This window comes from Nocardioides sp. (assembly GCF_035547795.1).
Taxonomy (GTDB): Bacteria; Actinomycetota; Actinomycetes; order Propionibacteriales; family Nocardioidaceae; genus Nocardioides.
The window spans coordinates 1-16776 of record NZ_DASZUF010000079.1; the positions used below are offsets into that span (position 1 = coordinate 1).

Below are 16776 nucleotides of genomic sequence, written 5' to 3' on the forward strand. Positions count from 1 at the left end.
GCAGGAACACGCCGGCGTCGGCCGGGCGGCGATCGCGGTCGCGGGCGGTGGCACGCGCCACCAGCGCATCGACGTACGGCGGAATTCCGGGGACCGCCTGTGACGGCGGCGGCACGTCGTTGTGCACGTGCTTGTAGGCGACCTGGATCGGGGTCTCCCCGGCATGCGGCTTGTGGCCGGTGAGCAGCTCGTAGAGGATCACGCCGGCGGCGTAGACGTCGGCACGCGCGTCGGCGGTGCCGTCGGTGACCAGCTCGGGGGCGATGTAGGAGACGGTGCCGATCAGCACCCCGGTGGAGGTGTGCTGGGTCTCGGAGGTGACCGCCCGGGCCAGCCCGAAGTCGGCGACCTTGATGGTGCGGCCGTCCTCGGAGATGAGCACGTTCTCCGGCTTGACGTCGCGGTGCACCAGGCCGGCGCGGTGGGCCGCGGCCAGGGCCTGCAGCACCGGGTCGAGCACCGCCAGCGCCCGGCGCGGCGACATCGGCGCCTCGGCTGCGATGGTGTCGCGCAGCGTGTAGCCGGGCACGTACTCCATCGCCAGGAAGACCACGCCGTCGTCCTCGCCCTGGTCCTGGACCGCCACCACGTGCGGGTGGGAGAGCCGGGCGGCGGCGCGCGCCTCGCGCACGAACCGGGCCGCGAACGCCGCGTCGTCACCCAGGCCGGCGTGCATCACCTTGACCGCGACGGTGCGGTCCAGCCGCAGGTCCTCGGCCTGGTAGACGGTCGCCATCCCGCCGCGGGCGATCCGCGCCTTGATCCGGTAGCGACGGTCCAGCACCCGGCCGATCATGGGGTCGGCGACCGTGCGCGCGTCGCTGCCCGCGCGGGCGTGCCGGTCTGGCTGCACGTCGGCCCCTCCTGCTGACCCGGCCGGGGAAGTGACCGGGCCTCCCATGGTACGGAGCGGTGAGCGAGTTTTCCGACGCGACACGGGAGGTGGGAGAGTGGCGCCCATGGACGCACGCTCACTGGCTGACCAGGACCTCGGCGCCCTCGTGACCGAATGGCTCGACTGGGCGCAGGCCGGCAAGGCCCTCGGAGTCACCCCGGCGAAGGTGCGCACGATGGTGCGCGAGCACCAGCTGGCCGCCGCCGTACCGAACCCGGGGGAGAAGGGCGCGGGACAGCGCGTCCCGGCGGCGCTGATCCAAGACGGGCTCCCGGTCAAGGGCCTGCCCGGGCTACTGACGCTGCTGCACGACGGCGGGTACGACGACCGCGAGTGCATCGCCTGGCTCTTCATGGACCAGGACCTGCCGGGCCGGCCGATCGACGCGCTGCGCGAGAACCGTGGGTCGGAGGTCAAGCGCCGCGCTCAGGCGATGGCGTTCTGAGGCCGATGTCGCGCAAGACCATCGCCGGGGTCGTGGGCCTGCTCGTGGTCGTCCTCGGGGCGCTGGTCGGCGGCCTGGCCCACCATGACGCGTCCTCGCCGGCGACGCACGACGCGGCGACGGGATGGGTGGACGCGGACGACCTGCCATCGCAGGCGCGTCGGGTGCTCGCCGAGATCGACGAGGGCGGACCGTTCGAGTATCCGGGCAAGGACGGCTCGGTCTTCGGCAACTACGAGGGGCTGCTGCCCACGGAGCCGTCGGGCTACTACCACGAGTACACCGTGGACACGCCGGGCGCCTCGACCCGCGGTGCCCGGCGGATCATCACCGGCCGGGGCGGGGAGCTCTACTACACCGACGACCACTACAACTCGTTCCGGAGGATCCGGCGATGACCCTCTCAGGACTGCTGTCGGGCGACCTCCCGCGCGGGGTCTACCGCAGCGAGGAGTACGACGAGACCGCCGCCGAGACCGCCGCGCTCGCCGCCGGCTGGGGCTTCGCGCCGGTGCGGGGCGCCGCGACGAAGAGGGACACCCTGGAGGCGATCGGGGCGGCGCTCGGGTTCGGCGCGCACTACGGCCGCAATCTCGACGCCCTGGCCGACTGCCTGCGTGACCTGCGCGGTCCCACCCTGCTGCTGTGGCGCGACTGGGCCGGACTCGCCGAGAACGACCCGACCGCCTTCGGTGCGATCGTGCACGTGCTGGGGCAGGCCGGACCCCTCGCCGTGCTGCTCGCCGGTCCGGGCCCGGCCCTCGACGTACCCGCGCTGTTGGGGTAGTTCGGGGAGAAACGGTCGGTTTACCAGCCAGTAATAGACCGTTTCTCCCCGAACTACCCCCTCAGAGCGCGCGCTGGGTGGCAGCCGCCGCCAGCCCGCGCAGTACGTCGCGGGCGGTCGGGTCGATGTCGGCGCGCTCCAGGGCGGCGACCGCGTGGGAGGCCAGCTCGGCGATCATCGCCTCCACCCGGGCCTGGGCGCCGGAGTCGGTGATGATCCGGCGCAGCTCGGCGATCTCGGCCTCGGTCAGCGGCGTGCCGAGCGCCCCGTCGAGGGTGGCGGCCTCGGCGGGGCCGGCCGCCTCCAGGGCCAGGGCGACCAGGACGGTGCGCTTGCCCTCCACCAGGTCGTCCCCGGCGGGCTTGCCGGTGGTGGCGGGATCGCCGTAGACCCCCAGTAGGTCGTCGCGCAGCTGGAACGCCTCGCCCAGCGGCAGCCCGAACGCGGAGAGCCCCGACAGCGACCGGGCGCCGGCGAGCGCGGCGCCGATGTTCAGCGGCCGCTCGATGGAGTACTTGGCCGACTTGTAGCGCAGCACCGTCATCGCGGTCTCCACCGAGGCGAGCCCGCGGGCCTGCACCGAGACGTCGAGGAACTGCCCCGCGATCACCTCGGTCCGGGTCAGGTCGAACAGCTCCAGCGCCCGCGAGGTGCGCCCGGCCGGGAAGCCCGAGCCACGCAGCAGCTCGTCCGCCCAGGCCTGCAGCAGGTCGCCGAGCAGGATCGCGGCCGCGCCGCCGTACTGCTCCGCGTCGCCGCGCCATCCCGCCGTGCGGTGCTGCGCCTCGAAGACGCGGTGCGTCGCGGGCCGCCCGCGACGGGTGTCCGAGGCGTCCATGTAGTCGTCGTGCACCAGCGCGGAGGCGTGCAGCAGCTCCAGCGAGGCGCACGCCCGGATGAGCGCCTCGGCGTCGTCGGGAGAGGGCAGGTAGGCCCGATGGCCCCAGTAGCAGAACGCCGCCCGGAACCGCTTGCCACCGGTGACCGACGCCCGGGCCTGTGCCACCAGCCGGGCCGCGTCGTCGCCCAGCGGCTCCAGCCGCTGGGCCTGGGTGTCGAGGAAGTCGTCGAGCGTGGCCTGGATCCGGGCGCGGAAGGCGCCGGCGTCCCACGGGGTGCTCACGGACAGACCCTATCGGGCCGCTGACCTTAGACTTCGGCCATGGCAGCGCAGAGCTCACCGGCACCCGACGACGGCCCCGGCGGCAGCATCGCCGCGCGGCTGCGCGCCGGCGAGCCGTCGTTCTCCTTCGAGTTCTTCCCGCCCAAGGACGAGGCGGGGGAGGCGCAGCTGTGGCAGGCCATCGAGACCCTGGAGCCCTATCAGCCGACGTTCGTCTCGGTGACGTACGGCGCCGGCGGCACCACCCGCGACACGACCGTCCGGGTGACCGGCCGGATCGCCCGTGAGACCAGCCTCACCCCGATGGCGCACCTGACCTGCGTCGGCCACACGGTGGCCGAGATCGAGGCGGTGCTGGACTCCTACGCCGACGCCGGCGTCGAGAACGTGATGCTGCTGCGCGGCGACCCGCACGAAGGCCCGCGCGCCCCCTGGACGCCGACCGCGGGCGGACTCACCTACGCCGCCGAGCTGGTCGAGCTGGTCAAGGCCCGCGGCGGCTTCGACATCGGCGTGGCGGCGTTCCCGGAGGGGCACCCGAGCGCGGCGTCGCTGGACGCCGACGCCGACGTGCTGGCCGCGAAGGCGCGGGCGGGGGCGCAGTTCGCGATCACCCAGATGTTCTTTCGCGCCTCGGACTACTTCGGGCTGGTCGAGCGGGTGCGCGGGCGCGGGGTGGACCTGCCGATCCTGCCGGGGATCATGCCGATCCTGAACCTGGCGGCGATCCGCCGCCAGGGCGAGCTGATCGGCACCTCGGTGCCGGCCGACATCGTGGCGCGGATCGAGCGGCACGAGGACCCGAAGGCGATCCGCGCGGAGGGCATCGGGATCGCCGCCGAGCTGTGCGAGCAGCTCCTCGACGGCGGCGCCCCGGGCCTGCACTTCTACACCCTCAACCGCTCCACGGCCACGCTGGAGATCTTCGACCGGCTCAACGTCCGGGTCTGACCGCGGGCACCTGACCTTTCGCACGGTGACACGCCGACGCGAGCCGAGGAAGTCAGGTACGCCGCTAGGCCGGGCCGATGGCCTGGGCGACCAGCGCTGCGGACAGCCCGACGTAGGGCAGCCCGGCGCCGGGATTGGCGTGCGCGCCGGCGGCGTACAGGCCGCGGATCGGGGTGGTCGGACCGTGCCGCAGCGCGAGCGTCGAGCGGCCCTGCCACAGCAGCCCGTACGGCGACCCGCCCCACCGGCCGACCAGCTCGCGCACCCCGAGATCGACGCGCGTGACGACCTGGTCGCGCACATCGAGCCGGTGCCGGGCCAGCGCGACGGTGACGTCCTCGAGCAGCTTGCCGCGGGCATGCACCGTCCAGGCGTTGCCCCGGCCGCGGACCACCAGCAGGGGATCGCCGTGCAGCACCACCTCACCGGCCGGCAGCTGCGGCGCGTCGCCGAGTCCGAGGTGGAAGACCTGCGGCGGCATCGCCGGCAGCGTCCTGTCCGAGAACCGCTCGAGGGCGGGCAGCCGGCGCGGGTCGATCGCGCAGACCACGTGGTCGGCCTCGATCTCGCCCGCGGCGGTCGCCACCGCCACCACCCGGCCGCTCCGGACCACCAGATCGGCGGCCGCCAGCCCGGTGCGCACCGTGACGCCGCGGGTGGCCAGCCGCGCGGTCAGCGCCGCGGCCAGCTGGTGCATCCCGCCGGGGACGGTCCAGGCGCCGAAGCGCTGCTCCAGGTAGTGCACCAGCCCCGCCCAGGCCGGCACGTCGCGGGGGTTGTGCCCCTCGGCCTCGGCCGGGAAGCCGGCGACCAGACGCAGCCGGCGGTCCTTGAACGTGCGCCGGATCCGCTTGGCCAGCATCTCCCGCGCCTCCAGCACCGCGCTCACCTCCGCCGGCCGGGGCGAGGTGGCGACCTCGAAGTAGTGCTGGCGCAGCAGCTCCCAGACCTCGCCGTACGACGCGACGAAGTCGACCCACTGCTGCCCGAGCCCGGTGCCGAGCTCTTCGAACGCCGCCAGCTGCGCGCCCCGCGACCCGCCGTGGACCCGCAGCCGCGACCGGTCCTCGAACCGGTGCTCGCGGATCACCTCGACCGGCTCGAGATCCAGCTCGCGCTCCACCGGCCGGCCGGACTTGCGGAACAGGTCGCGGATCACCGCCGGCAGCAGCGTGTACGACGGACCGCCGTCCCAGGTGAACCCGTCCTGCGTCACCGGCGCCAACGCGCCGCCGAGCTGCTCGGTGGCCTCCAGCAGCGTCACCTCGTGGCCGAGCTTGGCCAGCCGCGCCGCGGCCGCCATCCCCCCGAAGCCACCACCGACCACCACGACCCGCGCCACGCGCGAAGGGTAGCGGGTCCGGGCTCAGTCCACGGCCAGCTCGGTGGCGCCGGTCAGCGCGAGCAGCTCGTCATACGTGGTCGAGAAGACCGCGGCCGGGTGGCCCGCGGCCGCCCACACGACCGGGTGGCGGCGCAGCCAGGGATCCAGGTACGTCGGCAGCGGGGCCGGATGCCCCAGCGGCGACACGCCGCCGATGACCTGCCCGGTGTGCTCGCGGACGAACTCCGGACTGGCCCGCTTCAGCCTCGGCACGCCGATCCGCTCGGCGGCCAGCGCGGTGTCGACGCGGTGGGCCCCGGAGGTGAGGATCAGCACGGGCGTGCCGCCGCCCTCCCCGTCGGGTACCGCGAAGAGCAGACTGTTGGCGATCGCGCCCACCTCGCAGCCCAGCGCCTCGGCCGCCAGTGCGGCGGTGTGGACCGAGTCGGGCAGAATGACGATGTCGCCGGTTCCGCCGCGTTCCCGGTGGGCGGCACGGAAGGCGACGACCGAGGGGTGCTCGCTGCTCATGGCGGCACCCTAGCCAGATGCGAGGAGGACCTGTGGACGAGAGGCCGGTCGAGCTGACCAGGGCACTGCGAGCGCTGGCGGCCCTGGTCGCTGTCGGCGGGATCACCGTCTTACTCATCGTGATCTTCCACGACTCCCTGATCCGGTCGTGGGCCGAGGGCAATCCAGCCACGCGCCACCTGCTCCGCACCGAGGGCCTGGCCGCGGTCAAGGCCGGCACCGTCCGTCCGCCGCACTTCGTGGCGCCGGCGCTGACGATGTACGTCGTCATTGCCAGCCTGCTGTGGGTGCTCGGCGCGTTTCTGCGCAACGGGTTCGAGTGGGGCCGGATCGGCATCACCGTGCTGCTGGTGTTCACCGCCGTGGCCAGCGTGGGCGCGGTGCTCACCGAGCCGCCGGCGCTGTTCGTGGTGTGCACCTTCGTGGCGATGGCGATCGGGATCGGGTCGCTGGTGCTGATGTGGCTGCCGCCGGTCACCCGCTACATCCATCCGCCGGCCGCGGAGGCGCCGCGACCGGCGGACGCGGCACCGGCCGTCCCGGCGACGCGAGGCTGACGACATGACCGAGCGGCCTACCGAGCGGCCTACCGAGCGGCCCAGCGAGCGCCGCGCCACCGCGCGGACCGGCGTGGTGTGGTCGGCGCTCGAGCCGCTGCTCGGCGAGCGGCCGGTCGACGTGGTCGACATCGGCGGCGGCACCGGCGGCTTCGCGGTCAAGATGGCCGGGCTCGGCCATCGCGTCTCCGTGGTCGACCCGAGTCCCGACGCGCTGGCCGCGCTGGCTCGACGGGCCCGTGAGGAAGGCGTCGACGTGGCCGCCCACCAGGGCGACCTGGCCGACCTGACCGACGTGGTGGGGGAGGGCAGCGCCGACCTGGTGCTGTGCCACGGTGTCCTCGAGGTGGTCGAGGACCCCGCCGCCGCGCTGCGCACCCTGCACGGCGTGCTGCGTCCCGGTGGGGTGCTGAGCCTGGTCGTGGCGCAGCGCAACGCGGCCGTGGTGGCGCGGGCGATGGCGGGTCACTTCGCCCAGGCCCTGGCTCTGCTCGACGACGACGCGCCCAGTGGCCGGGTGGGGCGGCGGTTCACCGCCGGCGAGCTCACCGTCGCGGTGGTGGAGGCCGACTTCGAGGTGATGGCGGTGCACGGCGTGCGCGTCTTCACCGACCTGGTGCCGGGGTCGCTGCTGGATCTGGAGCCCGGCTCGACCGCGGCCCTGGCCGAGCTGGAGAACGCCGTCGCCAAGCGCGCCGACTTCCTGCCGCTGGCGGCCCAGCTGCACGTGCTGGCGGCACGCTCCTGAGCCCGCGCCGTCAGGATCGTTGAAGATTTTCGCCGCTCGCCTACCGTGACCGCACCAGGCTGCCTAGAATTGGCTTAAGCACGACCTAGGAGGATCCGGTGCCACTCTCGGAAGAGGAGCTGCGACTGCTCGAGCAGATGGAGCGTGCCCTCTCCGAGGAGGACCCCAAGTTCGCCTCCACCCTCCAGGGTCACTCGCTTCGCCGGGCTGCGCATCGCCGGGTGATCCTTTCCGCGGTCGCGTTCGTCGTCGGCGTGGTCGTGCTGATGTCCGGCGTGATCACCGGCCTGTGGGCGATCGGCATCCTGGGCTTCCTGGTGATGCTGGGCTCGGCCACCGTCGGCCTCACCGCGCTGCGCGGCCGACCGCTCACCATGCCGATCCACGGCTCGCACGGGTTCACCGTCATCGACGGTGGCCGCTCCGCCCGCGGCCCGCGGCCGCGTTCCTCCGGCTCCTTCATGGATCGGGTCGAGGCACGGTGGCGCCGTCGCCGTGACGGCGGCTTCGGCTGGTAGGGACTGGTAGGGAGTCGGCCGCGCGCGGTGTCGCGCAGTGGGCCACCACTGGCGAGTGAGAGTGGAGCGAGAGCGATCCCCGACTCGTCTGCTAGCCGGCTTTTCTGACGCCGCCCACCGCACCGGTTCTAGCCGCGCACGGCCACGTCCGGGCCGTCGGCACTCTCGTCGAGGAGCACCGTCGGCTGCTGCCCCGGACGCCGCCGCAGCGCCGTGCGAGGCCACCAGGTCGCGCGCCTGGTGACGCCCGGCGAGGCACCCGCTCGCAGCCCCTCGATGACCAGCCGGGCGTCGTCGGCGACGGCGTGCTCCGCACCGGTCCGCCCATAGCGCTCCCGCTCCACCGCCGTCAGCAGCCGGCGGAGTGCCTCCTTGCCCTCCCACGTGCCGATGTACGTCGACATGAGCCGCGCGTTCGTGCGCGGCGAGACGCCGTCCGCCCAGGGGATCCATAGGTCGAGCATGGTGTCGCGCACCTCGGCCCAGGCCGCCTCGGGATCGCCGGCCAGACGCCGGGCCCGGCGACGCCGCCGTATCGTCGTCGGCAGTGTCAGCGCGACCGCCACCACCAGCAGCGCGACCCCACCGGAGACCCACGCCGCCACGTGGTGGGTGGTGCGGTGGGTCGGCGTCGCGGTCTCCTTCGGTGCCTGGTGACGCTGGGCCTGCTTGGGGAGCGCCGAGGAGCTCGACCGGGTGGTGGGCTGGTCGCTGGGCTCCTCGACACTGCCGACCTGCGGCGTGTCGGTGGTGAGGTTGTGGGTGTAGCTGGGCGCCGCGGTCCCGCGCACGGCCGGGGTCGGCTCGAAGCGCACCCAGCCGGCGCCGGCGAAGTACAGTTCCGGCCAGGCGTGCATGTCGTGACTGGAGTAGACGTAGCTGCCGTCGCTCATCCGGGTCGGCGCGAGGAAGCCGACCGCGACGCGGGCCGGGATGCCGAGGCTGCGGGCCATCACCGCCATCGCCGCTGCGAACTGCTGGCAGTAGCCGGTGCGTCCATCCGGCCCGGAGCGCAGGAACGTCACCAGGTCGTCGGTGCCGCTGCCCAGCGTGGTGGCGGTGGAGTAGTGGAAGCCGCCATCGGTGCGGAACCAGGACTGCAGCGCCACCGCCTTCCCGAACGCGGTGGTCTGCCCGCGTGTCACCTGGAGGGCGAGCTGGGAGACCAGCTTCGGCAGGTCGGCGGGCAGCTCGGTGTAGTACGCCGGCACCTGGCCCACGCCGGCGATCGTGTCCATCAGCTGGCTCCCGCTGAGCGAGAGCTGGTCCTTGGTGGCCGTGTAGGTGAGCCCGGCGGTGGTCAGGTTCTTGTCCGCGGCGATGAAGTCCATGGTGTTGGCGTCGTAGCGCCAGTCGCCGGCGGCGTGGATCTCGGAGGTGGGAGCCGGCGTGGGCAGCCAGCGTGAGTCGAAGTCGTGTTCGGCGGTGATCTGGTAGCTGTACTCGGTGCGCTTGACGCTCGGGTCGACGCCGGGCAGCGGCAGGTCGCCGATGGCGTCCTGGTCACGCGGGATGCTCCGGTCGCCGGCGGTCCACTGGGAGTCGGTGAACCGGGTGAGCACCGCGATCCGCAGGTACGTCGGGTCGGGGTCGCGGGTCTTCGCCACCACCAGCGGCACGTCCCGCCCCTGCACCAGGTCCCGGTGCAGGTCGACCATCGGGTTGGTCACGGTCACGTGCCCGCCGCCACTCCCGTTGCCGATGCCGCTGAGGTCGAGGTGGAGGGTCGGGATGCCGAGGGGCACCACCAGCGCGAGCGCCGTCGCGGTGGTCCCGACCGCAGCCGCACCCAGGCTGCCCCGCCAACCGGTGCTGGTGGTGTCGTCGACCCGCTCCGGGCCGTCCAGGGAGCGGCCCCAGTGGGTCACCCGAGCGGACTCCTCGACCACGATCTGACCCAGGAAGCCGGCCGCGGTCAGCACGAAGATCCAGGGCGAGACACCGCCGCCCACCACGCTGAACGGCACCGCCAGCACGGCCAGCAGCGCCAGGCCGACCAGCGGCGGGCGGTGCAGGGTGCGGGCAAGCAGGTCGGCGATCACGAACGCCAGCGCGGCGCCGCACAGCACGAACGCGAGGATCCCGTGCAGCACCGGCACCGGCGGCGCATACCGGTCGGCGGCGTCCCCGGCCTCCAGGAACGCGTCCTCCAGGTGGAGCAGCGGCGTGCCGTGGATCGGGAGCGGCGTGTGGACCAGCCGGATGCTCACCACCGACCAGGCTAGCGCGAGCTGGACGAGCACGACGGCGTACCACCGCCACCGCAACAGCCGCATGCCGGCGCCGGCCGCGGCGACGAGGATCCCGGTGAGCGTTAGCGTCGGCAGTGCGTGCGACATGCCGGCGGCCACGCTGCGCCACGACCACAGCGCCACCCACACGGTGAGGGCGGTGAGCGCCGTGAGCAGCGCCTCGCGCAGCTCGCGGCTCATCGAGCGATTCATCGCGCCACCGCCTTGACCCGGACGCCGAGCGCCTTCCAGGCCGGCTCCAACCGCTCGCCGGCCGCGAGCGTCGCGGTCTGCCAGCCGGCCTGCGCCAGCAGCGGCGCGGCGGGGACACCGTAGGGGATCTCGCCGTGCCCGGCGGCGCCCCAGGTCGGGACGTCCAGGGCGAGGCCGAGCGCGGCTCCGGCGTGATGCCGCAGCCGCCGCAGTGCGGTGATCTCGGCGCCCTCCAGGGCCCCGAGTACGGCGATGACGAGCCCGCCGGTCGCGGTCTCGTCCAGCCAGCCCAGGTCGAACGCGCTCGTCGGGGTCAGCCCGACCACCGCGAGCGCCTCCAGCAGCGTCGCGGCGTCCGGAGCGTCGTGTCGTCGCTGCCAGGCGGTCGGGTCGTCGCCGGTGGCGGTGACCAGTCGGACGGTGAAGCCACGCTCGCTCAGGTGCACCGCGATGGAGGCCGCCGCCGAGACCGCCGCCTCGAACGACGACGCCGCGCCGGCGCCGCGGTGTGCCCGCAGCCGGTTGTCCAGCAGCAGGGTGGCGCGCGCCTGCCAGGGCTGCTCCTCCCGGCGCACCATCAGCTCGCCGACGCGGGCCGAGCTGCGCCAGTGCACACGCCGCAGGTCGTCGCCGCGGCGGTACTCGCGCACCGTCACGTCCTCGGCGCTGCCGCCGGCGAACGCGCGCGGCATGCTGTCGCCGGCGCCGCCGCGCATCCCGGTCAGCGGGATCGCGGCGAGGGGGACGGTGCGCGGGGTGACCGTCAGCGGGGTGGTCGAGGAGAACGCCCGGCCCAGCCGCACCAGCCCGAACGGGTCGCACACGTGCACCGTCATCGGGCCGATCTCGAACCGGCCGCGCAGTTCGGAGCGGACCTGGTACTCCACCTGGCGGCCGCGGCCCAGCCGCCGCACCACGAACCGTGGTCGGGCGCCGAGCGCGAACGGCACCGACTCCTCCAGCAGCAGCGTGGCGGTCGGCGTACGGCCCTCGTTGCTGAGCGACACCTGCACCCGGGCCGGCTGCCCGGCGGTGACCACGCGCGGAGCGACGGTGCGCACCAGGGCGAGTCGGTAGCGCCCGCGGCTGACCACGAACGCGACCAGCAGCGGCAGCACGAGCAGCAGCACGCCGACGCGGGTCAACCCGGGCTGGCCGAGCACCACGGCGCAGACGATCGCCGTGACGCCGGCGGCCAGGAACGCCCGTCCGCGGACGGTCAGGCCACGCAGTGCCTCGCGCATCGGGTCACCTCACATCACCCCAATATCAGGCCGTCGGCACGGGTACGGCGGTGACGAGCCCGTGCAGGATGTCGCCCACCTGGCGACCGGTGAGCGCCGCTTCGGCGCTGGGCAGCAGCCGGTGGGTCAGCACGGGCCCGGCCAGGGCGCTGACGTCGTCGGGCAGGACGAAGTCGCGGCCCTGCAACGCGGCCGAGGCCTTCGCGGCCCGGACCAGGTGGAGGGTGGCGCGCGGCGAGGCCCCGAGGGCCAGCTCGCCGGCGCTGCGGGTGGCGTGCGCGATCGCGACGGCGTACTTCTGCACGGCCTCGGAGACGTGCACCTGGTTGACGATCGCGATCAGCTTGCGCACCTCGGCGCCGTCGGTGACCGGCTCGAGGTCGTCGAGCGGGTTGGCGGTGGCATGTGAGGCGAGCATCGCGATCTCGGCCACCGCCGGCGGGTAGCCCACCGAGACCCGCGCCATGAAGCGGTCGCGCTGCGCCTCGGGGAGGACGTAGGTGCCCTCCATCTCGATCGGGTTCTGGGTCGCGATCACCAGGAACGGCGAGTCCAGCTGGTAGGTCGTGTTGTCGACGGTGACCTGCCGCTCCTCCATGCACTCCAGCAGCGCCGACTGGGTCTTGGGGGAGGCGCGGTTGATCTCGTCGCCCACCACGATGTTGGCGAAGATGCCGCCGGGCCGGAACTCGAACTCGCGGGTGTTCTGGTTGAAGACCGAGACTCCTGTCACGTCCGAGGGCAGTAGGTCCGGCGTGAACTGGATGCGCCGCACCGAGCAGTCGATGGAGCGGGCCAGTGCCTTGGCCAGCTGGGTCTTGCCGACGCCGGGCACGTCCTCGATGAGCAGATGCCCCTCGGCCAACAGCACCACCAGCGTCGAGAAGACGACCTCGGACTTGCCCTCGATGACGCGCTCCACGTTGGCGCGGATGCGTCCGGCGACCCGGGCAACGGTCTCCAGATCGGCACTCGGCGTACTCACGCTCCCAACCGTACGGCGTCGGCGATGGGGACGTCTGCCCTCACCGTCCGAACGGCGGCCTGAGGAGGGGGAGGAGCGGGGCGCAAATCGCCGTCGAAGTGGTTGACGGTGGGGGAAAGTGGAGTAGGGTGGGGCGAAGTGGGGGAAGTTCCCAGTGAAGTGGAGGGGCGCCATGTTCTTCATGGGCACCTTCACGCCGCGCCTCGACGAGAAGGGGCGGCTCTTCCTCCCGGCCAAGTTCAGGGACCGTCTGGCGGAGGGTGTCGTGGTCACTCGCGGGCAGGAGAAGTGCCTCGTGGTGTGGCCCCAGGACGTCTTCGAGGCCGAGGCGGCCCGGGTGATGGCGCAGCCGCGGGAGCGGCGGGGCACGCGTGACGTGACCCGCTCCTTCTTCTCCGGTGCCGACTCCGGGACCCCCGACAAGCAGGGGCGGATCGCGATCCCGCCGCTGTTGCGGGCCTATGCCGGGCTCGAGAAGGACGTCGCCGTCATCGGCGTCGGCGACCGGCTCGAGATCTGGGACCAGGCCCGCTGGCTGGAGTACGACGCCGAGACCGCGGAGAAGTTCTCCGATCTCGACGAGGAACCACAGGCCTAGCGCCCGAGCACAACAGCACAGCGGATCCGCAGGACGAGGTCTCAGTCCCGCTCTCACCGCCCACCTGGGGCACCTTCCCCGGTTCCAGGCGAGCAACTTCCCCGGGAGCGGGCATGAGACCTGGCTCTGCGGATCCGGCGCATATCCGGCGCATATCCGGCGCATATGGAGTCCGACGCGATCGAGAGGTGGAGCAGGGTGGAGCGCCAGCAGCACGTGCCGGTCATGCTCGACCGGGTCGTGGCCCTGCTGACCCCCGCTCTCGACCACGACGCTGCCGTGATGGTCGATGCCACCACCGGCCACGGCGGCCACACCGCTGCGGTCCTCGAGCGGATCCCGGGCGTGCGAGTGATCGGCATCGACCGCGACCCGTCCGCGCTGGCGCTGGCCGGTGAGCGGCTCGCCGGCTTCGGCGAGCGCTGGGTCGGCGTGCACGCGGTGTACGACGAGCTGCTCGACGTGCTGGCCGGACAGGGGCTCAGCCACGTCGACGCGGTGTTGTTCGACCTCGGCGTCTCCTCGATGCAGCTCGACCAGCGCGAGCGCGGCTTCGCCTACGCCGAGGACGCGCCGCTGGACATGCGGATGGACCCCAGCCGCGGCATGACCGCGGCCGACGTCCTCAACACCTACCCGGTCGGGGAGCTGACCCGGATCCTGCGGGAGTACGGCGAGGAGCGGTTCGCGGCCAAGATCGCGCGCGCCATCGTTCGGGCCCGCGAGACCGAGCCGTGGAGCACCAGCGGGCGGCTGGTCGAGCTGCTCTACGCCGAGATCCCGGCGCCGGCCCGCCGCAGCGGCGGCCACCCCGCGAAGCGCACCTTCCAGGCGCTGCGGATGGAGGTCAACGACGAGCTCGGCGCGCTGCGCGCGGCGCTGCCGGCGTCGCTGGAGGCGATCGGGGTCGGCGGTCGGGTCGTCGTGGAGTCCTACCACTCGCTGGAGGACCGGCTGGTCAAGCAGGCGTTCGGTGCCGCGACCCGTCTCGACGTACCGCCGGACCTGCCATTCGTGCCCGCCGGCATGGAGCCGGCCTTCCGCCTGGTCACCCGCGGCGCCGAGCAGGCGTCGGCGGACGAGACCGCCCAGAACCCACGCGCCGCCAGCGTCCGGCTGCGCGCGATCGAACGCGTCACCGCATCCACCGGGGGAGACCAGAGATGAGCAGCACCGCAGCAACCGCAGCACGTTCCGTCCGCCGGCTCGCGGCGTGGGCCGACCCGGTCGCCCTGCGTCGAGCCCGGCTCACCGTCGTGCCGCGCCCCCGGGCGCGAGCGCCGCGGCTGCCGTTCGTGGCGCTGGTCAGCGCGATCCTGCTCGGCGGCGTGATCGGGCTGCTCATGTTCAACACCTCGATGCAGCAGGCGGCGTTCGTGGAGAACAAGCTGAGCGTCCAGGCGTCCAACCTGGCCGCCCGCCAGCAGGCGCTCCAGTCCGACATCCAGCGGCTCAACGACCCGCAGACGATCGCGGCCAAGGCGCAGGCACAGGGCATGGTCATCCCACTGGACCCGGCGGTGCTGCACGTGCCCGACGGCAAGGTCGATGGCGTGCCGACGCCGGCCACCGCGGACAACACCCCGCAGCTGTGGAAGCACCAGCCGAAGCCGACGGCCCCGGTGGCGGGCGGCACGTCCACCTCCACGAAGTCCACCGACAAGTTGGCCAAGCAGGCCGACGCGCCGAAGCACCACCACAAGTTGGCGGCCTCCGCAGGGTAGACAAGACCTCAGCAGCATCAGCAGTCACAGGCCAGCAAGTGAGGACATTCCGTGCGTCGTACCGAGCCGCGCCTGGACGGGAACTCGGACGAGCCGTCGCGTGGCACCCGTCGTGGGTCGCCGTCGCTGCGGCTGCGGGTCGGGTTCGTGCTCATCGCGATGGTGCTCTCGGCCTTCGGTGCCCGGCTGGTGCAGCTGCAGGGCTTCGATCCGCACGCCTACGCCCAGGCCGCGGAGAAGGAGAACCTGGTCACCCAGGTGCTGCCCGCCCAGCGCGGCGAGATCCTCGACCGCAACGGTGAGCCGCTGGCCGACTCCGCGGACGGCCTGATGATCACCGCGGACCCGTCGGTGACGGCCAAGACGGCGCCGGCGCTGGCCACGCTGCTGGCCAACAAGCTGAACCTCGACTACACCAGCGTGCTCACCGATCTGCAGGGCAAGGCGAAGGGCGCCGGCCCCCACTTCGTGTACGTCGCCCGCCGGGTGCCGGCCGCCAAGGCGAAGGCCGCCGTGGCCGCGGCCGAGGCGAAGGGCTTCAAGGGGCTCTACACCGCCGACGACCCGATCCGGGAGTACCCGGCCAAGGACGTGGCCGCCAACATCGTCGGCTTCCTCGGCACCGACGGCCCGCTGGCCGGGCTGGAGCAGTCGCTCAACGGCGAGCTGGCCGGCAAGGACGGCAAGGAGACCTACGAGGTCGCCGACCAGGGCACCCGGCTGCCGCTGGGTCCCTCCACGACGGTCAAGCCGGTCAACGGCACCGACGTCCACCTCACCATCGACCGCGACCTGCAGTGGTACGCCCAGCGGGTGCTGCAGCAGGCCGACGAGAAGTCGGACGCGCTCAACGGCATGGCGATCGTGATGGACGTGAAGACCGGCGAGGTGCTGGCACTCGCCGACGACCCGACGTTCGACGCCTCCGACCCGAGCGCGTCGCCGAAGGCCGACCGGGGTGCCCGCTCACTCAGCGAGGTCTACGAGCCCGGCTCGGTGGAGAAGATCCTCACCCTCAGCTCGCTCATCGATGCCGGCAAGGTCACCGACCGGACGAAGCTGAGCGTCCCGGGTGAGCTGCACCGCGAGGACACGGTCATCCACGACTGGTTCCCGCACGGCATCATCCCGTTCACGCTGGCCGGGGTGATCGCGCAGTCGTCCAACATCGGCACCGTGCTCGCCTCGGACCGGTTCGGGACCGGACAGTTGCACTCCTACCTGGAGAAGTTCGGCCTCGGCCAGCGCACCAACGTCGGCCTCACCGGCGAGTCGCCGGGCATCCTGCCGTCGATGAGCCAGTGGACCCACGAGATCCAGGATCGCGTCGACTTCGGCCAGTCGGTCTCGGTCAACGCGCTGCAGGAGATCAGCGCCGTCAACGCGGTGGCCAACGGCGGCGTCCGGATCGACCCGAGCCTGATCCTGGGCAAGGCCGTCACCAACACCGGTCAGGTGGTCGGCACCGACGTGGCCACCAGCCACCGGGTGGTGAGCCAGAAGGCCGCCACCCAGATGATGAAGATGATGGAGCGGGTGCCGGACCCGAAGACCGGCACCGCGCCGCAGACCCAGATCCCCGGCTACCGCGTCGCCGGCAAGACCGGAACGGCCCAGCGGGCCGTCAACGGGCGGTACGACGGCAGCCTGACCGTCTCCTACGCCGGCTTCGCCCCGGCCGACAACCCGCGCTTCACCGTCTACGTCGTGGTCAACGACCCCCGCAAGGGGGCCATCGGCGGGGGCGTCACGGCTGGCCCGGTCTGGCAGAAGATCATGAGCTTCGCGCTGCGCCGCTACGGCGTGCCCCCGACCAACACCAAGCCGTCGAACCTGCCGACGATGTGGGGCAAGGGCGTCAACCACCACGGTCGCCCCTGAGCCGTGGCGTCAGCGCTCCGG

At 72.9% G+C, this 16776-nt stretch carries 18 protein-coding genes; 11 read left to right on the forward strand and 7 right to left on the reverse strand.

All coding sequences use genetic code 11. From position 1 onward, the window contains the following. A partial coding sequence (locus VHA72_RS05725; protein WP_325573506.1) for a protein kinase domain-containing protein occupies positions 1-796 on the reverse strand: 796 nt, incomplete at its 3' end. 163 nt (positions 797-959) lie between these two features. Here VHA72_RS05725 and VHA72_RS05730 point away from each other — a divergent pair. The 3 genes from VHA72_RS05730 to VHA72_RS05740 are packed head-to-tail and all read left to right on the forward strand — an operon-like array spanning position 960 to position 2127. After that, entirely contained in the window at positions 960-1340 is a 381-nt protein-coding gene (locus tag VHA72_RS05730; RefSeq protein ID WP_325573480.1) for an Rv2175c family DNA-binding protein, read from the forward strand. Positions 1341-1345: 5 nt separating this feature from the next. Further along, a complete protein-coding gene (locus VHA72_RS05735) occupies positions 1346-1738 on the forward strand; it encodes a guanyl-specific ribonuclease (RefSeq protein ID WP_325573481.1) in 393 nt (130 codons plus the stop codon). Continuing rightward, positions 1735-2127, forward strand: a complete 393-nt coding sequence (locus VHA72_RS05740; protein WP_325573482.1) for a barstar family protein — start codon at positions 1735-1737, stop codon at positions 2125-2127. The genes VHA72_RS05735 and VHA72_RS05740 overlap by 4 nt, the downstream gene beginning before the upstream one ends. Before the next feature lie 61 nt (positions 2128-2188). Here VHA72_RS05740 and VHA72_RS05745 read toward each other — a convergent pair whose 3' ends face one another. Then, positions 2189-3250, reverse strand: a complete 1062-nt coding sequence (locus VHA72_RS05745; protein ID WP_325573483.1) for a polyprenyl synthetase family protein — start codon at positions 3248-3250, stop codon at positions 2189-2191. Between the two features lie 39 nt (positions 3251-3289). On the opposite strand from VHA72_RS05745, the gene metF reads away from it, so the two are divergent. Next, positions 3290-4201, forward strand: a complete 912-nt coding sequence (gene metF, locus VHA72_RS05750) for a methylenetetrahydrofolate reductase [NAD(P)H] (protein WP_325573484.1) — start codon at positions 3290-3292, stop codon at positions 4199-4201. Positions 4202-4265: 64 nt separating this feature from the next. Here metF and VHA72_RS05755 read toward each other — a convergent pair whose 3' ends face one another. Together VHA72_RS05755 and VHA72_RS05760 are read right to left on the reverse strand one after the other, a co-directional pair. Further along, on the reverse strand, positions 4266-5543 hold the full coding sequence (locus tag VHA72_RS05755) for a phytoene desaturase family protein (protein ID WP_325573485.1): 1278 nt from the start codon (positions 5541-5543) through the stop codon (positions 4266-4268). 24 nt (positions 5544-5567) lie between these two features. Then, positions 5568-6056: a YbaK/EbsC family protein gene (locus VHA72_RS05760; protein WP_325573486.1), complete on the reverse strand. Its 489-nt coding sequence runs from the start codon at positions 6054-6056 to the stop codon at positions 5568-5570. A 32-nt stretch (positions 6057-6088) separates the two neighbouring features. Between VHA72_RS05760 and VHA72_RS05765 the strand changes: the two genes are divergently transcribed. From VHA72_RS05765 to VHA72_RS05775, 3 genes are all read left to right on the forward strand, one after another. After that, complete coding sequence (locus tag VHA72_RS05765; RefSeq protein ID WP_325573487.1) at positions 6089-6613, forward strand: hypothetical protein; 525 nt, start codon at positions 6089-6091, stop codon at positions 6611-6613. A gap of 4 nt (positions 6614-6617) precedes the next feature. Continuing rightward, positions 6618-7361, forward strand: a complete 744-nt coding sequence (locus tag VHA72_RS05770) for a methyltransferase domain-containing protein (RefSeq protein WP_325573488.1) — start codon at positions 6618-6620, stop codon at positions 7359-7361. 98 nt (positions 7362-7459) lie between these two features. After that, a complete protein-coding gene (locus VHA72_RS05775) occupies positions 7460-7879 on the forward strand; it encodes an SCO2097 family morphological protein (RefSeq protein WP_325573489.1) in 420 nt (139 codons plus the stop codon). Between the two features lie 128 nt (positions 7880-8007). On the opposite strand, the gene VHA72_RS05780 is transcribed toward VHA72_RS05775, so the two are convergent. Genes VHA72_RS05780 through VHA72_RS05790 form a run of 3 tightly spaced genes read right to left on the reverse strand, consistent with a single transcriptional unit; the run spans position 8008 to position 12552 of the window. Next, the gene (locus VHA72_RS05780) at positions 8008-10311 is read right to left on the reverse strand and encodes a transglutaminase TgpA family protein (RefSeq protein WP_325573490.1); all 2304 of its coding nucleotides are present in this window, start codon (positions 10309-10311) and stop codon (positions 8008-8010) included. 8 nt (positions 10312-10319) lie between these two features. Continuing rightward, on the reverse strand, positions 10320-11567 hold the full coding sequence (locus tag VHA72_RS05785; protein ID WP_325573491.1) for a DUF58 domain-containing protein: 1248 nt from the start codon (positions 11565-11567) through the stop codon (positions 10320-10322). A 25-nt stretch (positions 11568-11592) separates the two neighbouring features. After that, entirely contained in the window at positions 11593-12552 is a 960-nt protein-coding gene (locus tag VHA72_RS05790) for an AAA family ATPase (RefSeq protein ID WP_325573492.1), read from the reverse strand. A gap of 172 nt (positions 12553-12724) precedes the next feature. On the opposite strand from VHA72_RS05790, the gene mraZ reads away from it, so the two are divergent. The 4 genes from mraZ to VHA72_RS05810 all read left to right on the forward strand — a co-directional run bounded on the left by mraZ (position 12725) and on the right by VHA72_RS05810 (position 16755). Continuing rightward, on the forward strand, positions 12725-13150 hold the full coding sequence (mraZ, locus tag VHA72_RS05795) for a division/cell wall cluster transcriptional repressor MraZ (protein ID WP_325573493.1): 426 nt from the start codon (positions 12725-12727) through the stop codon (positions 13148-13150). A 165-nt stretch (positions 13151-13315) separates the two neighbouring features. Next, the gene (gene rsmH, locus VHA72_RS05800) at positions 13316-14317 is read left to right on the forward strand and encodes a 16S rRNA (cytosine(1402)-N(4))-methyltransferase RsmH (RefSeq protein WP_325573494.1); all 1002 of its coding nucleotides are present in this window, start codon (positions 13316-13318) and stop codon (positions 14315-14317) included. Next, positions 14314-14874, forward strand: coding sequence for a cell division protein FtsL (gene ftsL, locus VHA72_RS05805; RefSeq protein ID WP_325573495.1), 561 nt, complete (start codon positions 14314-14316; stop codon positions 14872-14874). The genes rsmH and ftsL overlap by 4 nt, the downstream gene beginning before the upstream one ends. A 51-nt stretch (positions 14875-14925) precedes the next feature. Next, positions 14926-16755: a peptidoglycan D,D-transpeptidase FtsI family protein gene (locus VHA72_RS05810; RefSeq protein ID WP_325573496.1), complete on the forward strand. Its 1830-nt coding sequence runs from the start codon at positions 14926-14928 to the stop codon at positions 16753-16755. Positions 16756-16776 lie beyond the last annotated feature (21 nt).

What these genes read in the sequence shown, in the direction of transcription:
- VHA72_RS05735 (WP_325573481.1), top strand. Translation starts at nt 1,346, where the DNA reads ATGTCGCGCAAGACCATCGCCGGGGTCGTGGGCCTGCTCGTGGTCGTC.
- VHA72_RS05780 (WP_325573490.1), bottom strand. Translation starts at nt 10,311, where the DNA reads ATGAGCCGCGAGCTGCGCGAGGCGCTGCTCACGGCGCTCACCGCCCTC.
- VHA72_RS05760 (WP_325573486.1), bottom strand. Translation starts at nt 6,056, where the DNA reads ATGAGCAGCGAGCACCCCTCGGTCGTCGCCTTCCGTGCCGCCCACCGG.
- VHA72_RS05740 (WP_325573482.1), top strand. Translation starts at nt 1,735, where the DNA reads ATGACCCTCTCAGGACTGCTGTCGGGCGACCTCCCGCGCGGGGTCTAC.
- VHA72_RS05770 (WP_325573488.1), top strand. Translation starts at nt 6,618, where the DNA reads ATGACCGAGCGGCCTACCGAGCGGCCTACCGAGCGGCCCAGCGAGCGC.
- VHA72_RS05730 (WP_325573480.1), top strand. Translation starts at nt 960, where the DNA reads ATGGACGCACGCTCACTGGCTGACCAGGACCTCGGCGCCCTCGTGACC.
- VHA72_RS05785 (WP_325573491.1), bottom strand. Translation starts at nt 11,567, where the DNA reads ATGCGCGAGGCACTGCGTGGCCTGACCGTCCGCGGACGGGCGTTCCTG.
- ftsL (WP_325573495.1), top strand. Translation starts at nt 14,314, where the DNA reads ATGAGCAGCACCGCAGCAACCGCAGCACGTTCCGTCCGCCGGCTCGCG.
- metF (WP_325573484.1), top strand. Translation starts at nt 3,290, where the DNA reads ATGGCAGCGCAGAGCTCACCGGCACCCGACGACGGCCCCGGCGGCAGC.
- mraZ (WP_325573493.1), top strand. Translation starts at nt 12,725, where the DNA reads ATGTTCTTCATGGGCACCTTCACGCCGCGCCTCGACGAGAAGGGGCGG.
- rsmH (WP_325573494.1), top strand. Translation starts at nt 13,316, where the DNA reads ATGGAGTCCGACGCGATCGAGAGGTGGAGCAGGGTGGAGCGCCAGCAG.